At 35.6% G+C, this 19539-nt stretch carries 16 protein-coding genes and 1 pseudogene; 6 read left to right on the forward strand and 11 right to left on the reverse strand.

The genetic code is table 11. The features are described 5' to 3' along the window. Positions 1-104 precede the first annotated feature (104 nt). On the forward strand, positions 105-1916 hold the full coding sequence (gene pepF, locus KHA93_RS06920) for an oligoendopeptidase F (RefSeq protein WP_213110070.1): 1812 nt from the start codon (positions 105-107) through the stop codon (positions 1914-1916). Between the two features lie 58 nt (positions 1917-1974). Here the strand turns inward: pepF and trhO are convergent, their stop codons facing one another. After that, a complete protein-coding gene (trhO, locus tag KHA93_RS06925) occupies positions 1975-2943 on the reverse strand; it encodes an oxygen-dependent tRNA uridine(34) hydroxylase TrhO (protein WP_213110071.1) in 969 nt (322 codons plus the stop codon). 239 nt (positions 2944-3182) lie between these two features. On the opposite strand from trhO, the gene KHA93_RS06930 reads away from it, so the two are divergent. Next, positions 3183-4073: a YitT family protein gene (locus KHA93_RS06930; RefSeq protein WP_213110072.1), complete on the forward strand. Its 891-nt coding sequence runs from the start codon at positions 3183-3185 to the stop codon at positions 4071-4073. A gap of 179 nt (positions 4074-4252) precedes the next feature. Here KHA93_RS06930 and KHA93_RS06935 read toward each other — a convergent pair whose 3' ends face one another. The 6 genes from KHA93_RS06935 to pplA form a co-directional block, all read right to left on the reverse strand. Next, positions 4253-5491 carry an MFS transporter gene (locus tag KHA93_RS06935; protein WP_213110073.1) on the reverse strand — a complete coding sequence of 413 codons (1239 nt, stop codon included), beginning with the start codon at positions 5489-5491 and terminating at the stop codon, positions 4253-4255. Between the two features lie 85 nt (positions 5492-5576). After that, positions 5577-6380, reverse strand: a complete 804-nt coding sequence (locus KHA93_RS06940; protein ID WP_213110074.1) for an energy-coupling factor transporter transmembrane component T family protein — start codon at positions 6378-6380, stop codon at positions 5577-5579. After that, the gene (locus tag KHA93_RS06945; protein ID WP_213110075.1) at positions 6377-7234 is read right to left on the reverse strand and encodes an energy-coupling factor transporter ATPase; all 858 of its coding nucleotides are present in this window, start codon (positions 7232-7234) and stop codon (positions 6377-6379) included. Before KHA93_RS06945 ends, KHA93_RS06940 begins: the two co-directional genes overlap by 4 nt. Then, the gene (locus KHA93_RS06950; RefSeq protein ID WP_349772265.1) at positions 7225-8043 is read right to left on the reverse strand and encodes an energy-coupling factor transporter ATPase; all 819 of its coding nucleotides are present in this window, start codon (positions 8041-8043) and stop codon (positions 7225-7227) included. Before KHA93_RS06950 ends, KHA93_RS06945 begins: the two co-directional genes overlap by 10 nt. 29 nt (positions 8044-8072) lie before the next feature. Beyond that, complete coding sequence (locus KHA93_RS06955) at positions 8073-9119, reverse strand: FAD:protein FMN transferase (protein ID WP_213110076.1); 1047 nt, start codon at positions 9117-9119, stop codon at positions 8073-8075. A gap of 316 nt (positions 9120-9435) precedes the next feature. Then, positions 9436-10338 carry an extracellular electron transfer flavoprotein PplA gene (pplA, locus tag KHA93_RS06960; RefSeq protein WP_213110077.1) on the reverse strand — a complete coding sequence of 301 codons (903 nt, stop codon included), beginning with the start codon at positions 10336-10338 and terminating at the stop codon, positions 9436-9438. Between the two features lie 602 nt (positions 10339-10940). Between pplA and KHA93_RS06965 the strand changes: the two genes are divergently transcribed. From KHA93_RS06965 to KHA93_RS06975, 3 genes and pseudogenes are all read left to right on the forward strand, one after another. Continuing rightward, positions 10941-12806 carry an FAD-dependent oxidoreductase gene (locus tag KHA93_RS06965; protein WP_213110078.1) on the forward strand — a complete coding sequence of 622 codons (1866 nt, stop codon included), beginning with the start codon at positions 10941-10943 and terminating at the stop codon, positions 12804-12806. Positions 12807-12843: 37 nt separating this feature from the next. After that, complete coding sequence (locus KHA93_RS06970; RefSeq protein ID WP_213110079.1) at positions 12844-13260, forward strand: NusG domain II-containing protein; 417 nt, start codon at positions 12844-12846, stop codon at positions 13258-13260. 21 nt (positions 13261-13281) lie between these two features. Then, positions 13282-13788: pseudogene (locus tag KHA93_RS06975) on the forward strand (Gx transporter family protein); the annotation flags it as partial. Positions 13789-13804: 16 nt separating this feature from the next. Here the strand turns inward: KHA93_RS06975 and mobB are convergent. From mobB to moaA, 3 genes are read right to left on the reverse strand one after another with little or no spacing between them, the layout of a single operon-like run. After that, positions 13805-14308: a molybdopterin-guanine dinucleotide biosynthesis protein B gene (gene mobB / locus KHA93_RS06980; protein WP_213110082.1), complete on the reverse strand. Its 504-nt coding sequence runs from the start codon at positions 14306-14308 to the stop codon at positions 13805-13807. Then, positions 14278-15567 carry a molybdopterin molybdotransferase MoeA gene (locus KHA93_RS06985; RefSeq protein ID WP_213110083.1) on the reverse strand — a complete coding sequence of 430 codons (1290 nt, stop codon included), beginning with the start codon at positions 15565-15567 and terminating at the stop codon, positions 14278-14280. Before KHA93_RS06985 ends, mobB begins: the two co-directional genes overlap by 31 nt. 27 nt (positions 15568-15594) lie before the next feature. Continuing rightward, positions 15595-16599 carry a GTP 3',8-cyclase MoaA gene (gene moaA / locus KHA93_RS06990; protein ID WP_213110084.1) on the reverse strand — a complete coding sequence of 335 codons (1005 nt, stop codon included), beginning with the start codon at positions 16597-16599 and terminating at the stop codon, positions 15595-15597. Between the two features lie 147 nt (positions 16600-16746). On the opposite strand from moaA, the gene KHA93_RS06995 reads away from it, so the two are divergent. Then, positions 16747-17463, forward strand: coding sequence for a TPM domain-containing protein (locus KHA93_RS06995; RefSeq protein ID WP_213110085.1), 717 nt, complete (start codon positions 16747-16749; stop codon positions 17461-17463). 151 nt (positions 17464-17614) lie between these two features. On the opposite strand, the gene KHA93_RS07000 is transcribed toward KHA93_RS06995, so the two are convergent. Next, positions 17615-19528 (reverse strand): vWA domain-containing protein, encoded by a 1914-nt coding sequence (locus KHA93_RS07000; RefSeq protein WP_213112806.1) that lies wholly within the window; start codon positions 19526-19528, stop codon positions 17615-17617. Positions 19529-19539 lie beyond the last annotated feature (11 nt).

Here is a 19539-nt window from a genome sequence, read left to right on the forward strand (position 1 = left end):
CGCATTTTTTCTACTGAATTCCAATGTTTTCTATTTTCTCATAGCGCATATTAAAAAGGTCCGATATAATTAGTGTGTCGAAATAAATTTTTAGGAGGATTAAAATGGAAGCTACAGAAAGACGATTATCACGATCAGAAGTTCCTGAACACCTTACGTGGGATTTGAGAGATCTATTTCAAACAGATGAAGAGTGGGAAAAAGAGTTAAAAGCTGTTCAAGAAAGTGTACCCTTATTGACTTCATTTAAAGGTCGTTTAGGGGAAAGCGCTGATATATTACTTACGTGCTTGAATGAAATGGAGTCCCTAGAAAAACGATTAATCCGCGTTGCAACCTTTTCAAATTTACGTCAATCAGCAGATGGTACAGACCCTGTTAACCAAGGGAATTCCTCCAAGGTTGCTGCGATGCTTGCAAAAATAAGTGCTGATTTATCTTTTATTCAATCTGAAATATTAGACTTGCCTGACGGTACAGTAGATACATATATAAACGAAAATAAGGATTTACAGAAATTCTCTAAATATTTATCAGATATTCTTGATAAGAAACCATATAAACTATCTCCTGACACAGAGAAGGCATTAGCATCTCTTGGAGAAGTGTTAGATGCTCCATATACAGTGTATCAATTTAGTAAATCTTCCGATATGCAGTTTGATTCCATTCAGGATGATAACGGAAATGTTCTTCCAATGTCTTTCGCATTATTTGAGGACCGATATGAACTTGTTCCGGATACAGATTTAAGAAGAAAAGCATATGATTCTTTCGTGAACACTTTAAGACAGTATAAAAATACATTCGGTGCCAATTATGCAACAGAAGTAAAGAAACAAGTGGCAATGGGTCGTTTACGCAATTATGAATCCGTTACACATATGCTACTTGCACCTCAACAAGTTTCCTTAGAGATGTATCATAATCAATTAGATATTATCCAGAAGGAACTTGCACCGCATATGCGCAAATTCGCAAAGCTTAAAAAAGAAGTATTGAATCTTGATACAATGAAGTTTTCCGATTTAAAAGCTCCACTTGATCCAGAGTTTAATCCAACGACTACATATGAAGAAGCTTCTGAAACGATTTTATCTGCCTTATCAATTATGGGTGAAGAATATAATGAAGCGATGAAAAAAGCATTGACAGAAAGATGGGTAGATTTAGCAGATAATGTAGGTAAATCTACAGGTGCATTCTGCTCTAGTCCATATGGCGTTCATCCATATATATTAATCACATGGACAGATACAATGAGAGGTGCCTTTATCCTAGCTCACGAACTTGGTCATGCAGGTCACTTCTATTTGGCTGGACGTAATCAGGATTTAATCAATACTCGCCCTTCTATGTATTGTATTGAGGCTCCTTCTACGATTAATGAATTAATTCTTGGAGAGCATATTTTATCTAAAGCAGATGATCCAAGAATGAAACGTTGGGTAATTTTACAATTACTTGGTACATATTATCATAATTTTGTTACACATTTATTAGAGGCCGAGTTCCAACGTAGAGTATATAACCTTGCTGAAAATGGAACACCACTAACTGCAAGTGTATTTTGTGAACAAAAAGCAAATGTATTAAAAGATTTCTGGGGAGACACTGTAGAAATTGATGAAGGTGCCAGCCTTACTTGGATGAGGCAACCACATTATTATATGGGATTGTACCCTTATACGTACTCAGCTGGGTTAACGGTTGCAACTGCTGCTGCACAAATGATTAAAGAAGAAGGTCAACCAGCAGTCGATCGTTGGCTTGAACTATTAAAAGCTGGTGGAACATTAAAACCTCTTGATTTAATTAAAATTTCTGGGGTTGATATGTCTAAGCCTGATGCGATAAAAAAAGCTGTGGCATATGTTGGATCATTAATTGATGAATTAGAAAAAAGTTATAATTAAAACATTAAACCCGATATCCATAAGGTAGATATCGGGTTTATTAATGATTATTGGTTTATTAATTTACAGCCATTTCTTTTTCGAGCTGGCTTAATCTTTCTTTCACTTCTTCTTCAGAAAGACCGTGTTCTTTAATATACATATTTCTCGGATGAACACGACATTCATCTGTACAGCTTCTCATATATTTATGCTCATTTTCTTCTGAGCAGAGGAATTGTCTATTACATTCTGGGTTTGCACAATTTACATATCGTTCAGATGGAGTGCCATCAAAGTATTCACGTCCGACAATCACGTGCTCTTTTCGATTTATAGGAACAGCAATTCTTTGATCAAACACATAACATTGACCGTCCCAAAGCTCCCCTTGAACTTCTGGATCTTTTCCATATGTGACGATTCCACCGTGTAACTGAGAAACATCTTCAAAGCCTTCTCTAACAAGCCAGCCTGAAAATTTTTCACAACGAATGCCGCCTGTGCAATATGTTAAAATCTTTTTGCCTTCCAATTGGTGCTTATTCTCTCTCACCCAATTTGGCAAATCGCGAAATGTTTCTATATCTGGACGAATCGCTCCACGAAAATGACCTAAGTCAAATTCATAATCGTTCCTTGCGTCTAGAATGACAGTATTTTCATCCTGCATTGCTTCATAAAATTCTTTCGGACTTAAATAATTACCAGTAATTTGATGAGGATCGATATCATCTTCTAAACGAAGGGTTACCAACTCAGAACGAGGACGAACATGCATTTTCTTAAAAGCATGTTGATCTGCATCATCAATTTTAAATACGATTGTCTCAAAGCGCGGATCATTTTTCATTTCATTCATATACATTTCTGTCTGATCCCAAGTTCCAGAAACTGTACCATTGATTCCTTCTGATGCGACTAAAATACGTCCTTTTAGACCAATTTCCTTACAAAATGCTAAATGATTTTTAGCAAATTCTTCTGGATTTTCGATATGGACATATTGATAGTACAATAATACACGATACTTTTGATTTTCTGACATGACAAAATACCACCTATCATCTTATATTTGCAAGATATAAACGTGTTTAGGAGGATATAGTTTCGGATTGATTCCGAAAGATATACACTTTATTCTTACTCAAGGTATTGTACAGTTATCATAAAAAAAAATCAAGAATGAACTTACTTCCAATATTTTTTCTGAGGTAAAATATTTTTCTATCGAAAAAAAATTAAGTTATAATAATATTAAAAGTTTTTACTAGAAAGGATGAGACAATGACCGATGCTGAAAAGTTTGTAAACACAATTAGACATAAGAAATTACCTAGGAAAATACTTTTGTTTCGCATCCTCCTCGTAACATTCGGCGCTGCTTTAATGGCAGTTGCTCTCGAGCTATTCCTCGTTCCTAATCATATTTTAGATGGAGGTATTACCGGAATATCCATCATTATCGCCCATTTTACAGGTTGGCGTCTTGGAATTATTATCTTTACACTCAATCTTCCATTTATTTATATAGGTTACAAACAAATTGGTAAAACGTTTGCTTTGACAACCTTATACGGCATTTTTATTTTGTCCGTAACGTCTATATTTCTCCATAACATGATCGTAGTTACCGACGATCTTTTATTAGACACTGTTTTTGGTGGTATTATACTTGGAATGGGTGTAGGTATCGTTATTCGTTATGGAGGATCCTTAGATGGCACTGAGGTCTTATCCATCTTGCTTAATAATAAACTGCCCTTCTCAGTCGGTGAAATCATCATGTTCTTTAATTTCTTTATTTTTACAACAGCTGGGTTTGTTTTTAGTTGGGAACGAGCAATGTACTCAATTATTACTTATTTTATTGCTTTTAAAGTAATTGATATTGTCGTTGAAGGGTTGGATGAATCAAAATCAGCCTGGATCATTACAGAAAAAGCAGAAGAAATTGGGGATGCTATATTAGCAAGACTTGGACGAGGGGTCACGTATTTAAAAGGCGAAGGTGCCTATACTGGCGATGACAAAAAAGTAATTTTTTGCGTTCTAACTAGGCTGGAAGAAGCAAAATTAAAATCAATTATTGAAGAACTCGATAGTAGCGCCTTCCTTGCGATTGCCAATATATCTGAAGTTCGCGGAGGACGGTTCAAGAAAAAACATATTCATTGAGGAAGTACAACTGTCCGACAGCTTATGTTCGTCGACGAGGAACTACCGATATATATTGACTTATCGTAGGGAAAAAGACAGAAGTTTTCTTGTTGAAAAGTTACACCCATGGTTTAAACTTTTATACCATCCTTTTTTAAAAAAACTGTCCCTTTTTTCCAGGGACAGCTTCTACAATATTAAGAATTTAGTTCTCTTACTTTTTTATCACTTGGCAATAACCATGTCAACACACCAATAATCGGTAAGAAGCTACATAAAATCATTACAAATTTTATACTAAATATATCAGCTAAAGTTCCAAAAAACACAGCTCCTATCGCTCCCATTCCAAAAGCAAATCCGACAATAAGACCAGAAACCATACCGATTTTTTTCGGCACTAGTTCTTGTGCATAGACAACAGTTACACTAAAGCTAGATGTAATGATAAAACCGATTAGAAAAAATAACGGAATAACCCAACCTAGAGATACGTACGGCAATAATAGAGTAAGTGGTGCAGCCCCAGCCATGGAGAGAAAGATTATATTTCTCATTCCAAATCGATCTGCAAGCGGCCCTCCCAAAAAGGTTCCAAGCACACCAGCAAACATGAAAATAAATACGTATAATTGTGCCTCTTTAATCGTAAGCCCATAATCTTTTATTAAATAAAATTGATAAAAGTTACCGATACCTGCTGAATACCATGAGCGAGCAATAACTAAAAAGACTAGCAGCCCAATTGCCGCTTTAATTTTTGGATGAATTGGCGTTCCGTTTGTTCCTTTTTGGCGTTTAACAGGTTTAAATGCTTCAATTTCAAGCTGTGATTTATACCAGTTTGACACATATAAAAGAAGCAATATTCCCATTAACGCTATTACTGTGAACCCTAGTGCCCCTTTTTGACCAAAGCGAACAAAAATAAATGCAGTAAAAATCGGAGCTAATGATTGTCCAAAATTTCCTCCGACCTGATAAATTGACTGCGCCAATCCTCTTCTAGGTCCCGCCGCCATATAAGAAACCCTTGATCCTTCAGGATGAAACACAGCAGAGCCTAACCCGATAAAAAATACGGAAGCTAAAATAACATAAAAGTTTGGTGACAAGCCAAAACCAATCAAGCCCGCCATACTTAATAACATTCCAAATGGCAAAAGAAATGGAGATGGTCTTCGATCTGCAAAATAACCAAGTACCGGCTGCATGACAGAAGATGTCATGTTTAATACAAATGCAATCCAACCAATTTGTGCATAAGATAAATTTAATGATTTTTCAAAAATTGGATTCATTGCAGGTACTACTGATTGAATAGCATCATTAAAAAGATGTCCACCACTTATAGCAAATAACACTCCATAGACAGTCGCCATTTGCGGCATTGCTTTTGGTGCTTTTGTTACACTAGTAGCCTTTGCTGTACTCATATATACATCTCTCTTTCTAGGTAAAAACAAGAATAGTATGTATGTTATTATACATTACCATTCTATTATTAACACTCCTTAATATTTAACTTGTTATCAAGCGTAAAAATACTAAACATATCGTCAATAATACCATGATAAGCATTACATTCGTATCCTTTGAACACCAGTGTAGCTTCCTATATGAGGATCTAAGCTTACTAGTTTGATATCCTCTTACCTCTAAGGTATTAGCTAAATCTTCAGCACGATTTAAGGAACTTACAAAAAGTGGAATAAAGATTGGTACGAGTGCTTTCATTTGTTGTAATACATTTCCTACACCAAATTCGGTTCCTCTTGCTCTTTGTGCATCCATAACTTTTTGTGCCTCATCAAGAAGATTTGGAATGAAGCGCAATGAAATTGATAGCATTAACGCCATCTCATCGACAGGTATTTTCAAATATCGTAACGGGTGAAGTAAACGATTAATTCCATCGGTAAGATCAATTGGCTTTGTGGTTAATGTAATGACCGTCGATATGAACACAATCATAATGAAACGACAAAAAATATAAAATCCATTCATTAGTCCAAATTGCGAGATTGTGATCATTCCATACTCTACATAAATATGTCCCCCAGCAGTGAATAATATTTGTAAAAAGACCGTAAATAATATAAGCCAAATTAACGGTTTAAGTCCTCGAATATATATTAGAAAACTAATCTCAGATAAACGTATAACCAAAAGAGTAAACAACCATAATAGTAAATATGCTTGCCAGTTATTTGCGAGAAATAAGATGATGATGAAATAAAATCCTGCAATGATTTTTGCTCTTGGGTCAAGATGATGTAAAAAAGATTGTCCTGGAAAATAACGACCTAAAATCAGTTTATTCATACGACACCACCCTCAATCAATGCCTCAGCAAGATCCTCAACCGATAAACATACATGAGGAAATGTTAAACCGATTTCTTTTTCAATTTTCATTTGGAGCCTTCGAACATCAGGAACATCTAGTGAGTATTGATTCAGAAGCTCATTATTGGAAAAAAGTGTACGTGTTTCGGTATGAGCAGCCACTCTCCCTTTTTCCATAATGATTACATCATCTGCGTAAAGAGCTACGTCGTTCATATCATGAGTCACTAATACAATCGTCATTCCTCGATCTTGATTCCAATTTTTAAGTAATGTTAAAATATCTTTTTTTCCTTGTGGATCTAAACCAGCACCTGGTTCATCCAAAATAAGAATATCTGGCTCCATTGCTAATACGCCAGCAATGGCAACACGTCTCTTTTGTCCACCCGATAGCGAAAAAGGTGATTTAAATAAAATATCATTGTCCAAACCGACCATTTTAATGACATTTCTAGCTATCTCTTTTGCCAGCTTTTCGGGTACTCCAAAGTTAACTGGTCCAAAACAAATATCCTTTTCAACCGTTTCGGCAAAAAGCTGTGATTCAGGAAACTGAAAGACCATTCCTACTTTTTGGCGGATTACTTTTATATCTTTTTTATTTCTTCGAGAATCGATTATTTTTTTTCCAACAAGAACTTTACCTTCTTTCGGAATGAGTAATCCATTCATCGCCTTAAGTAGGCTTGATTTCCCAGCTCCTGTATGTCCCACGACGGCTGTAAATGTACCTGTCTTTATTTTTAAATGAACGGAATGAAGAACAAGAGGACTACGAATCGGTCCTATTTGAAAATCGGCTGATACATTGTCAAATATTATTTCCATAAGTATTTCACCAACTCTTTTTCCGTCATATATTTGTCAGGCATTTTTTTACCATGCTTAATCAACTCTCGTCTTAACTGCTCTACAATTGGATACTCAAACTTCATTGTATTGTTTGAAAATACTTGCTTTGGTGTACCTCTATTTACGACCCTCCCTTCCTTCATAACTAGAATGTAATCCGCCTCCGCTACCTCATTCATATCATGTGTAATCGAAATAATGGAAGTATTATCTTTTGATTTTATTTGCTTTAAAGTCGAGATAAGCTCTCGCCTGCTTCTCGGGTCTAACATAACTAATGCTTCATCCAATAGTAATATATCGGGCTTTAGAGCTAAAATTCCTGCAATCGCAACTCGCTGCTTTTGTCCACCAGACAATCTTGAAGGATCGAATAATCGAAGATTAGATATACCAACAGTTTGCAATGCTTCGTCTATTCTTAAGCTCATTTCTTCATAAGATAGATTAATATTTTCCAATGCAAATGCTACATCGTCTTGAACGGTAGTTCCGATAAATTGATTTTCTGGATTTTGAAATATCAGACCGATGTGTCTTCTAATCTCCCATTTTGTCAATTCATTCATTTCGATGTCTGCGATACAAATACGGCCTTTTTCAGGAATAAATAAACCTACTAATAATTTTGCTAAGGTTGACTTCCCAGACCCGTTATGACCGATAATGGCAACCCACTCACCACGATTGACAGAAAAATTCACATCTTGTAGTGTCTCTATTTCTTGTCGTATATCATATCGAAAGGATAAGTTTTCTACTTCCAAAATAGTTTTTGCCATCATTTAGCCTCCATTCAGTATATAACACTCTTTTAATGGAGTTCCCCCATCTTAAATGCATCATTCGTTAATTCAAAGTTATTTTTTAATCCCGTTGTCGTAAAAATCTTCTTTTCCGTACTGATAAATATAGCTTCAGCACCTTTTATTCCTTCGATAAATTTCATACCCTCTTTAATTCCTTTTGAAAAAACAATCGTTGAAAGAGCATCTCCATCTATTGAAAGATCCGTTATGATTGATACACCAGCCACATCGTTTTGAAATGGATATCCATCTTTAGGATTAAGTAAATGATGATATTTCATTCCGTCGACTTCTAAGAATCTCTCATATATACCAGATGTCACGATGGATTTATTGGATTCATTGATTTTTCCAACAATCTCTCCTCTTGGAGAAAAAGGGTCTTGAATACCAACTGTCCATTCTATTCCTGATGGATTTTTTCCCATAACATAAATATTTCCGCCTAAATCAATAATAGCTGTTTCAACGTCATGTTGAATTAAAACCTTTGCTACTTCGTCTGTAATAAATCCTTTTGCAATTGCACCTAAGTCAAGTTGCATCCCTTTCTTTTTTAATAAGACAGTTTTTTCGTCTGTATTTAGCTCAATATCATTAAAACTAATTAGCGGCAAGACAGATTCAATTTCTGTATCGTTAGGCTTCCTTGCATCTGGAAACCCAATATGCCAAAGAGAAGTTAATGGACCAATAGAAATATCAAAGGTACCATCCGCTTTTTCACTATATTCTTTTCCAGCAGCGATAAGTTTATTAATATCCTCCGACACCTTCACCGCTTGTATGCCAGCATTTTTATTGATGTTGTCAATTTCCGATCCTTGCTCATTAACTGTAATTTGATCGGCTAATGATTTAATACGTTTGAATGCATGTTCGAGAACCTCTTCTTTCCCTTCATCATAAATTCTAATTGTTACTACAGTTCCCATTAAAAACTCAGTTTCTTTATATGGGCTACTCAATACTTTTGGTTGATGCGACTGTCCACAGCCTGAAAGTAATATAACGGAAATAACGATGAAAAATATCCATTTTTTATTTAACATTTCTATCAAACCTTTCGAAAAAGGAAAATGGGTTGTCCGATTTTTTTTGGAGTAGGTCTCTGAATATTATAGATGCCTGGCTCAACATTACGGACAACCCCTCTATGAAATGGTGCACTTGCTCTCCTGTCCAGTACCTGCGTCTATCCACTAGCACACTTCTTAATCCTCTTCTTTAAGATAAGTCAATAACGATTCATCTTTTCTGACATATCGTGTTCCCTTTATTTATGTCAGAGTCCAAAATGGGAAATCGAATAGAGCCTCAACATCCTGTACGCCAATACGACTATGCAACGCACTTACGCTCACTACTTTACTTACTATAAACATAGTTATCTATTTCAATTTTCGTTGTGTCCCCTTTTTGTGCTGCATTGACAAGCTGAGCAGCATACATTTTAAATGTTTGACTAGAGTGTGATGCGCCAGTTACTACATCTACCTCAGCTGGATTTTGCTTTTCAACTAGAGATTTGTTTAATGCTGGAATGAAGTCTTGTGGTCCAGTACCTGTCTTTTCTTTCATTTTTTCTTGATAGCCTTCATCATTTGTTTTTAAATCCCCATCCTTATTTAGGTAGTTATAGTCTGATTCAATTATTTGACCATCTTTAACCGTTATATTTAAATAGGTTTTCCAGCCCGTTGAACCAATATTTTTTTCAACTAATGAGTAAACTCCATCAACTAAAGGTGCTCTCGTATCAATTTCAATTGTAGATGTATCGCCTTTTTGTGAAGCTTGAATCAATTGCTGTGCATAATTTAGGAATGTTTCCGATGAATGAGTTGCCCCTGTCACAACGTCTACTCTTTGTGCATCCTGACTTTTAACCAATTCTTCATTTAATTGTGGAATATAATCCTTCGGACCAACACCAGTCTTTTCAGACATATTCTTTTGATAACCTTCATCTTCTGATTTTAATTTTCCATTTTCATCTTCATAGTTGTAAGTAGATTCTGTTATCTTTCCACCCTTGACTGTAATGGTCATCGACGCTTTCCAACCGTGATCATCAAAATCCTTTTCCTTTAGAGTGTAAGTTCCATCCTTCATTTCTGCACCTGCAATTACTTTTTCAATTCCCTCTTCTTCATTGGACACTTGCTTATTCCCATCATTATTCTTTTCGGAGACACTTGTTGATCCACAGGCTCCCAATAATAATGTGACTGATGCGACTACCGTTAAAAGTTTCGGCATCTTTTTCATTTTTCTGTCCCACCCTTTTTAATTTTTATAATGTGAAATTATTCACATTTATAGACAGGAATTTTGTGAAGTTTTTCACATTATTGCACCTTTAGTTTAGCACTTCCTTTTAGATCTGTCTAATGATTTTTGGAAGTAATGTAAAAATTTATAAAAAACACTATTAACTTGAGTACTTATATATGACATCTCAATCTTAAGCTATCTAATTATTAAATCTGTTTATTGTTCTTTAAAATGCTCAACTATAGATGAACTTAATTATCTTGAAACACAAGAACAAATAGCTATTATTTTTATCTTACTGTAAATCGTTTTAAGATAAAGAATTTGTACTGCAGTTACTCATTGCATGGATCTTCCTTCCTCTAATAAACTCATAAAATAATAGAAATTTACCATTTTTACGAAAAACCATAGACAGTTTTGAATATTCATTGTAAACTAAAGACGAAAGTTCAACACTTCACAAACTTAATATCGTTTTATGCTCAAATCTTCACAAAAGAACATAGTGAGGAGATTGTTTTAACCTTTTTTTATTAAATTATGCTCATTGTTTCACAAAGGAGTGTTGAATCAATATTAAGGGGGCGATATTTATGGCCAATAATGACATTGTGATCATTGGTGCTGGTTATGCTGGTGTTCATGCTGCGAAGAAACTTGCGAAAAAATTTAAGAAAGATGAATCGGTTTCTATAACTCTCATTGATCGTCATTCCTACCATACGATGATGACTGAATTGCATGAAGTTGCAGCACATAGGGTTGAACCTGATGCCATTCAGTTTGATTTGCGAAGGTTGTTTAATCGGACTAAAGTGCAATTAGTCACGGACAATGTCACCCATGTAAATTATGAGGAAAAATGTGTAATAACTGAGCATGGTCAATACCATTTCGATTATCTTATTTTAGGTATGGGTGGAGAACCAAACGATTTTGGTACTCCTGGAGTTTCCAAACATGCTTTTACGCTTTGGTCTTGGGAAGATGCTATGAAACTGCGAGAACATATTGAAAAAACGGTCCGGAAAGCTGCTACTATTCATAATGATGAGGATCGTCGAGCAATGCTTACCTTTACAGTATGCGGCTCTGGTTTTACTGGGATTGAAATGGTAGGTGAATTGCTTGAATGGAAAACTCGCTTAGCAAAGGATTACAAAGTAGATGAAAATGATATTTCGTTATATGTTGTGGAAGCTGCACCTACCATTCTAAATATGCTAGATCGAAAAGGTGCAGATAAAGCAGAAGCCTATTTAATTAATAATGATGTAAAAATCCTAAAAAGCTCCCCTATTGTTGAGGTAAAAGCTGATTCCGTTTTATTGGATTCCGGGAATGTCATAAAAACCCACACATTAATATGGACGGCTGGCGTTCAAGCTAACACCGATACTAAAGATTATGGAATGTCTAGTGGTCGTGCTGGTAGATTAAAAGTTAATCAATTTATGGAAGCTGACGGATTGGACAATGTTTATGTTGTCGGAGACTTAGCGTATTTTGAAGAAGAACCAGGTAAGCCTACTCCACAAATTGTTGAAGCAGCCGAACAAACCGCTGGTACGGCAGCAAATAGCATTATTGCAGAAATCAATGGTGGTGAAAAACAGCCTTATAAAGGTAAGTACCATGGCGTCATGGTTTCCATCGGTGCAAGGTACGGCGTAGCCAACTTAAGTGGCATTCATTTGAGCGGCTGGTTTGCCATTTTTATGAAGCATATGGTAAATCTCTATTATTTCTTCGGAATAAGAAGTGGATATTATATGTTCCAATATATCATGCATGAGTTTTTCCATACGAAAGATAAACGAAATATTTTCAGAAACACAACTACACGATATGGTAATGTGTTGTGGAGCTTCCCTCTCCGTTTAATGGTTGGTGGTTTTTGGATTGCTGAAGCAGGAGCAAAAATTTGGGGTCATGAAACATGGAAAGAAGCGACAGCAAGTTTCACTACATTGCCTAAATTATTTAAAGGAATAGGAGAAGATTCTTGGTTAACAAGTAACACGGTGACAATGCCATTCGACTGGTTGCAAACTACTACAAGTGGAGCTAGTGAGGCAGCATCAGGAGATTGGGCTACTCCCATTTTATCTCATATGCCTGGCTGGTTTGAGTGGATCATGAAAATCATGCTTCCTACTCCTGAAGTGGCTATCTTTATGCAAAAAATGATGGTGTTTATTGAATTAGCAATTGGGCTGGCCATTCTAATTGGGCTTTTTACCTGGCTAGCAAGTTTTATGAGTACCGGATTCCTTCTCATGTTTACGTTTAGTGCGATGCTCGGATGGGATAAATTTTGGGCTCTCCCTGCTTCCATCGCCTTATTAAACGGATCTGGGCGAACATTAGGTTTAGATTATTGGGTTATCCCCTATTTACAAAAAAGTATTGGCAAATGGTGGTACGGCAACGTTAAAGGATTTTATAAGGATTGCTAGTTTATAATTCCTTAATAATGGTAAGGAGGAAATAGAGATGAGAGAGTTTTTTCTGATGATCAAAAAATGGGATCTAATCATCATTATTCTACTCATTCTATTTTCCTTTTTACCTGTTTCAATTTTTAGCTATCAACAAGCAAAAGAAACAGAAGCCAGTTCCCGTTATGTAGCAGTTATTACAGTTGATAAAAAAGTTGTAAAAGAAATCGAAATTTCTAGTCATACGGGGACACAAAGATTTGAGATTATTAGTCAAGATTCCGACATTAATGTAATTGAAGTAAAAGATAGTCAAGTTCGTATGAAAAGTGCTAATTGCGCAGATCAGGTCTGCGTAAGAACAAGGGCCATTTCAAAACCTGGGCAAACGATTATTTGCTTACCACATAAAATAGTGGTTGAGATAAAAGCTGTCAATGCCCCATTAGAAGAAATGATTATTAGTTCTTAATAAAAATGAGAGGCAATAACTATGACGAAAAATCAACGAATTGTATATATAGCGTTATTAGCTTCCCAAGCCGTCATCATCAGTCTCCTTGAAAGAGCAATCCCCTTCCCTTTTGCTTTCGCTCCTGGAGCAAAATTAGGGCTAGCCAATATTATTACGTGCATGGCGTTATATACTTTGTCTACTAAAGACGTCGGAAAAGTGATCGGAATCCGCCTCATCTTATCATCACTGCTTGGTGGAACAATCTCCACTTTTATGTATTCTGCATCAGGAGCCATTTTAAGTTTTATCGGTATGTGGATAGTGAAAAAACTTGGTCCAGAACGAATCAGTTTAATCGGCGTAAGTGTTACTGGCGCAATTTTGCATAATATTGGTCAACTAGTTGTAGCGAGTTGGATTGCCCAAACATGGACTGTTCTTCTCTACTTACCCGTTTTATCTTTTATCGGCATATTGTCTGGTATAGCCATCGGTGTTTTCGCAAATTATTTACTCACTCATATAGAAAAATTACATTATTATCGATATGTACTGGAATCTAATCGAAGAAAAAACAATGATAAAAGAAGTCAACAAACTCGTCCAATTGTTTTTGTAAAAAAACGCGATGATTTGTTTCAATAGGGATCCAACTAATCACAGCTTTTATATTATTCAGTTTTTCCAATAAATAAAGATCCTCTTCATTCCTAATTAAAACAGCTTTTGGATAAGAGGATTTTTTATATCCTTCTACGAGTATTAGATCTAAACCAAAATGGTGGTAAATATGAATAATCTCTTCAAATTTCCAATTATTTCCAGTTGCTTCTATGAGTAAAGAGTCGTCACCTGCAACACTTGAAATAACAGAACCTGCAAGGGTATGCCGTTTCGAATCCTTATTTGGGTTTGGGTGATCGAGTGGCCCGCCATGCCCATGATGCTTGATCGTACCAACTCGTAATCCTCTTTCATTTCCTGACTTTATCAATTTTTCCATTAACGTCGTTTTCCCACTGTTTTGGTAACCTACGATTTGGAAAATTTTGCTTCCACCCATGGCTTTTCACTTCCTTGTTGATCTTCAAGCAATAATAGTTCAATCTGATCTCCATTCATGTAACCCCTCGTTCCTCCTGGAAGAATCATTAAACAATCTGCCCAAGCAAGTGATGTAACAACCCCTGACTTATCTAATCCAACAGGCTCTACAAACACATTACCATTCTCATAAACAATTTTTCCGCGAACAAATCTGCTGAACGGGTTCGGCTTTGAAAAATCATTTTTTAATGTACCGCTAATAGTGCGTAAATATGGTCGCTCCGAACAAAGCCAAGTACGTATATAAGGACGAACAAATAATTCAAACCCTATATAGCACGCAGATGGATTACCTGATAAACCAAATAATAGTTTCCCATCTTTTTCAGCGCAGCTCGTTACACTCCCAGGTCTCATTGCGATTTTATTAAATAATAGATTTGCCCCAAGACGACGATAAATTTCTGGTAAATAATCATAATCCCCTACCGAAACTCCACCAGTTGTGATCAAAATATCACATTCATCCAAAGCAAGCTTTATTGTTTCGTAGAGCTTGTCCAGATTATCTGATATTGATGCGTATCGTTTATATTGGGCACCTGCCCTTAAAATTTGCGATTCAATCATATAACCATTACTATTACGGATTTTCCCAGGCACTAACTCTTCATCTGGATTTAAAAGTTCACTTCCGGTTGCAATTATTCCGATTAGAGGGCGTCTAGATACCTTCACATTGCTATAACCAAATGTCGCAAGCAATGCCTTTATTCCTGGATTAATTGCTACTCCTCTATCGATGAGTGGGTTCCCTTTTTTTGTATCCTCACCTTGAAAGGATATATTTTCACCTTCTTTTAAGGAGCGTTTAATCGTAATTAATGTTCCTTCACTTCGCTTTTCTTCCTTTACTAATTCCAACATGACGACACTGTCTGAACCTTTTGGAATTTGGGCACCGGTCATAATTCTAATCGCTTCCATATGTCCAACTTCAAATTCACTTACATGTCCTGCACCGATCTCATCAATTACTTTTAAAGATAATGGATTATCTCTCGAAGCGTTCTTAGTGTCTACTGCTCTTAATGCAAAACCATCATAAGGAGAACGATTAAATGGTGGTACATCATGGTCAGCTACGAGTGGCTCTGCTAAAAATCTCCCATCACAATCGTCTAAGGAAACGATCTCAATCTCCCCGTGTTTTTTATATTGCATGACGTAATCAATAGCATCTTTTACCCACATAGGTTTTCTCCGTTCAACCATCGTGCCCCTCCTCCATTTCAATTACATTTATCCACCGATGTACGACATTTCAATTTTTCTCGCAGACGATACTGACCCTATTACTCTTTCGTCTGAATAACGATCGTCTCTGTTTTGCCAAATGTCACTTATTGTCTTAAGTATTTGCTCATCATCATAATTGTTTCGTAAAAGGGACCTTAGATCATGTCCTTTATCAGCAAACAAACAAGTATAAAATTTTCCGTCTGCAGAAATTCTTGCCCTCGTACACGTTGAACAGAAAGATTCAGAGACTGATGTAATAAATCCTATTTCTGTATCAATATTTTCATATTTATAACGTTTAGCAACTTCACCATAATAATCTGAATCAACAGGTTCCAAAGAAAAGTGCTTGGATAGAATGTTAAAGATTTCTTTTTTTGTTACGACTTGATCCCAATTCCATCCATTTGTGTTCCCAACGTCCATATATTCGATAAACCTTAACGTGACTCCCATCCGTCGAAAGTGATCTGCCATAGGGACGATTTGATTATCATTTACTCCTTTTTGGACAACCATATTGACTTTAACAGAAAAGCCTGTCTTTAATGCCGTTTCTATACCCTTCAATACAACCTCTGATTTAACCCCACGTCCATTCATTTTTTGAAAAATAGTATTATCTAAAGCATCTAAACTAATATTTAATCTTCGTAATCCTGCATCATATAAAGCTTGAGATTGTTTTAAGAGTAGTACCCCATTCGTTGTCAACCCTATGTCATCTATTGCTTCGATTTGATTAAGCATGGAAATTAAGGATGCGATATTTTTCCGGACCAATGGTTCGCCACCCGTTATTCTTATCTTTTTAACCCCTAGTTTACTAAATATGCTTGCCAATCGTTCAATTTCTTCAAATGACAATATTTCTTCTTGTTTTAAAAATTTGAAATCCGGACCGAAAATTTCCGCTGGCATGCAATATTGGCAACGAAAATTACATTTATCAGTAACAGATATTCTGAGATCATGCAGTGGACGTATAAGTTTGTCTTTTATCATTCCTACAGATCAACTCCTATCTGAACTACATTTTTTCTCATTGTAACATCTTGGCTCTTATATAACTAATAATGAGATAACCATAAAGTGACAATAATCGATTGATATTATAAAATAAACATATTGTTCTTGAAGGGATGGGGATTGATGAAAAAGGTACATCTCCTTTTTATCTTATTCTTTTGTGCAGCAACGATTCTTACAAGCAACCATTCATATGCAGCATCAGTACCTGAACCTGCCGGAAATATTTATGTGCAGGATTTTGCAAATATTTTAACTTCCAAGCAAAAAAATGACTTAATTAAACTTGGTACATTTATGGACAAGGAGTCCGAAGTGCAAATTGTCGTGTTAACGGTCGATTCACTTGAAAATGTTCCAGTGGAAGAATATGCTACTGCAGCTTTTGAAAAATATGAATTAGGAAGTGGAAATGAGAATAATGGCGTCCTAATGCTGTTTGCTTTAAGTGACCGTAAAATTTATATAGAGGTTGGGTCTGATTTAAAGGATAAGTTGAACGATAAAGTAGTAGGAAAAATTATTGACACCCACGCATTGCCTTACTTAGAAGAAGGTGAACTGTCACAAGCTATTTCCAATACATATAAAAAACTATTTAATGAAGTTGCGGATGAATATGGAATCAAAAAGCAAGTAAAAACAGAAAGTTTCGAATATGGTTATGATGAAGGAAAAAGTCGTTTGTTGATGATTATATATATATTTATTTTTCTTGGAATCATTTATTTAGATTATCGATTTTTAAAAAGCGCCATTATCTTAACCATTTTAAGAATGATTGCTGTGATTATTCGAACATTATGGAAACTTACTCGAAAGCTCCGTTCAAAGATGTGAGGGTCATACTGTTGGCTAACTTTGCTTTAATTCGGCACCCCAACTACTCTCCACTGATCGATTTGCACATTGAAAGATAATAGGTTTGAACTAGTCTGAATGGGCTTTTGAATTATATTGTTTAAAAACTAAGGCTGTCTTTAAGACAGCCTTAAATTATTGACTTTAAAAGTAGCTTTTTCAGTAATGGAAGCAACAAGTCAGGCAACTCTGCAACAGTTGGAGCAACTAAACTGTACGGACCATAAATATTTTGAAATACCTTTCTTTGTTCATCCCCCACTCCATGTTGAGAAAGGAAAATATTGAAAACCTCAATTCCTCTTTTCCGTGCCTCTGTAACAGCTGCATGAGTGTCCACTATACCATTTTGGTTATAGCCATATGCAGCAGGCTCTCCGTCTGAAAATATGATTAAAAATTTTTGTTTTTCAAGTCTCTTTAATAATCTCTCACTCATTATTCTGATGGCGAAACCATCGCGATTATCCTCTTGAGGTTCAAGCTCCATAATTTCCGGACCAGATTGCGGAATTAATGATGTAGTAAAATCAATCACTCTTTTAAAATAATTCGGTTGCTTCATTGAGGAAGATTCGTTTGCATCTTCCCAAAATCCTGTAACTTCATGAGGAACTCTTACGGATTTTAAAGCCTCATGAAACAGAATAATTCCTTTTTTCGTTTCGGTCATTTTATCTTCCATTGATGCAGAACAATCTACGAGTAAACTAAAAACAGCGTCAATATCCTTTGACTCATCCGTTTTTTTATAAAAAAGTCGAGGCTGTTCCTCAGTAAAGAATCTGATTAACTTTTTATTTAGTTTTCCGAATTGTAAATCAGAACGCGGCAACGTCTTTTTATGCTCTAATGTTAAATCGATCGATTTTTTTAATCTTTTTTGATAAAGCTGCACTTTATTTTTTATTACATAGTAATTTGATATATGTTTGCTAGTAGGTAGCACTTTAGTTAAAAAGATCGCCTCAGCGTTTTTATTTTCTGCTCCATATGGTGCATTGCTTCTAGCACTTTCCGTATCTTTTTTATCCCTAACCTCTAATGTTGAAAAATCCTTGTTAGTCGTTTTTTTAGCTGATCCTTGAACGATGGCAAGAGCTTGGTCTCCTGCCTCCCCTTCTCTTGCATCATTTGTTAACATATCTGTTTTTGTGCCTTGATCTAAATCAAATTGAAGAAACGAATCACCTGGCGTCTCTGTCTCACGATGCCATGTTTTTAGTTCTTCCTCAAAAATATCTTCTCCCCCACTACTGTTTTCATCTGCTTGATCATCGTTAACGAGAGGGTCTTTTCTTAACAAATCATTGTACATCATGTCTTGTTTTTCAATTGGTTGAAGATATAGGTGGAAATAATCATTCACCATATCCCTACTTATATTATTTTCCAATAACATGACAATCGACTTACAAATTTCTGCTATTTCAGTAGAAGATAAGGCATCATAAAAACGTTCAACTCTATTTCTCGTTAAGGACATTAAAGAATCCAGATTCTCATGTAATTCCGGCATAGAGAAGTAAAGCGAATCACTATTCATCATTAAATAGATGAGGTTAAATATAGCATCTAGAAAAAGGCTTCTTTCTCTATTTACTTTCAATTGAGTTTCAAAATAAGTATTGTAAACATCACGTCTAATTTGAAATTCTTTCCCCATGCCCGGACGAGCTTTTTTACAAAGCTCTTCTATTCTTATATCTTCAGCAAGTGCAAAAAGCTGCTTCGCAAATCGCGGAATATATGTCGTTTCACACCATTTTCCATATTGTACAACTACTTGATCATCTGTATAATACATATTCCCTTGTGCTCTTAAAAAAACATCACTCTTCATGGCCGCTCTCATAATCATTTCGGGGCGATGATTCCAAAAATGACTAACATATATTTTCTTTTCAACTTTACTGATATAGGAGTGGACTCGGAATTCTGTATTGTATTCTTTGTCTTTCGTTAACGTCTTTGTCAAATCTGCCAATTCCATTAATAATAAAGAATCTATTTTCTCATCATTAAAATCGATAAATCGATACATATTCACATATG

Source organism: Lederbergia citrisecunda (genome assembly GCF_018343695.1).
GTDB lineage: Bacteria > Bacillota > Bacilli > Bacillales > Bacillaceae_C > Lederbergia > Lederbergia citrisecunda.

Coding starts and splice junctions, on each gene's coding strand:
- pepF (WP_213110070.1), top strand. CDS start 105: ATGGAAGCTACAGAAAGACGATTATCACGATCAGAAGTTCCTGAACAC.
- trhO (WP_213110071.1), bottom strand. CDS start 2,943: ATGTCAGAAAATCAAAAGTATCGTGTATTATTGTACTATCAATATGTC.
- KHA93_RS06930 (WP_213110072.1), top strand. CDS start 3,183: ATGACCGATGCTGAAAAGTTTGTAAACACAATTAGACATAAGAAATTA.
- KHA93_RS06935 (WP_213110073.1), bottom strand. CDS start 5,491: ATGAGTACAGCAAAGGCTACTAGTGTAACAAAAGCACCAAAAGCAATG.
- KHA93_RS06940 (WP_213110074.1), bottom strand. CDS start 6,380: ATGAATAAACTGATTTTAGGTCGTTATTTTCCAGGACAATCTTTTTTA.
- KHA93_RS06945 (WP_213110075.1), bottom strand. CDS start 7,234: ATGGAAATAATATTTGACAATGTATCAGCCGATTTTCAAATAGGACCG.
- KHA93_RS06950 (WP_349772265.1), bottom strand. CDS start 8,043: ATGATGGCAAAAACTATTTTGGAAGTAGAAAACTTATCCTTTCGATAT.
- KHA93_RS06955 (WP_213110076.1), bottom strand. CDS start 9,119: ATGTTAAATAAAAAATGGATATTTTTCATCGTTATTTCCGTTATATTA.
- pplA (WP_213110077.1), bottom strand. CDS start 10,338: ATGAAAAAGATGCCGAAACTTTTAACGGTAGTCGCATCAGTCACATTA.
- KHA93_RS06965 (WP_213110078.1), top strand. CDS start 10,941: ATGGCCAATAATGACATTGTGATCATTGGTGCTGGTTATGCTGGTGTT.
- KHA93_RS06970 (WP_213110079.1), top strand. CDS start 12,844: ATGAGAGAGTTTTTTCTGATGATCAAAAAATGGGATCTAATCATCATT.
- mobB (WP_213110082.1), bottom strand. CDS start 14,308: ATGGGTGGAAGCAAAATTTTCCAAATCGTAGGTTACCAAAACAGTGGG.
- KHA93_RS06985 (WP_213110083.1), bottom strand. CDS start 15,567: ATGGTTGAACGGAGAAAACCTATGTGGGTAAAAGATGCTATTGATTAC.
- moaA (WP_213110084.1), bottom strand. CDS start 16,599: ATGATAAAAGACAAACTTATACGTCCACTGCATGATCTCAGAATATCT.
- KHA93_RS06995 (WP_213110085.1), top strand. CDS start 16,747: ATGAAAAAGGTACATCTCCTTTTTATCTTATTCTTTTGTGCAGCAACG.
- KHA93_RS07000 (WP_213112806.1), bottom strand. CDS start 19,528: ATGTATCGATTTATCGATTTTAATGATGAGAAAATAGATTCTTTATTA.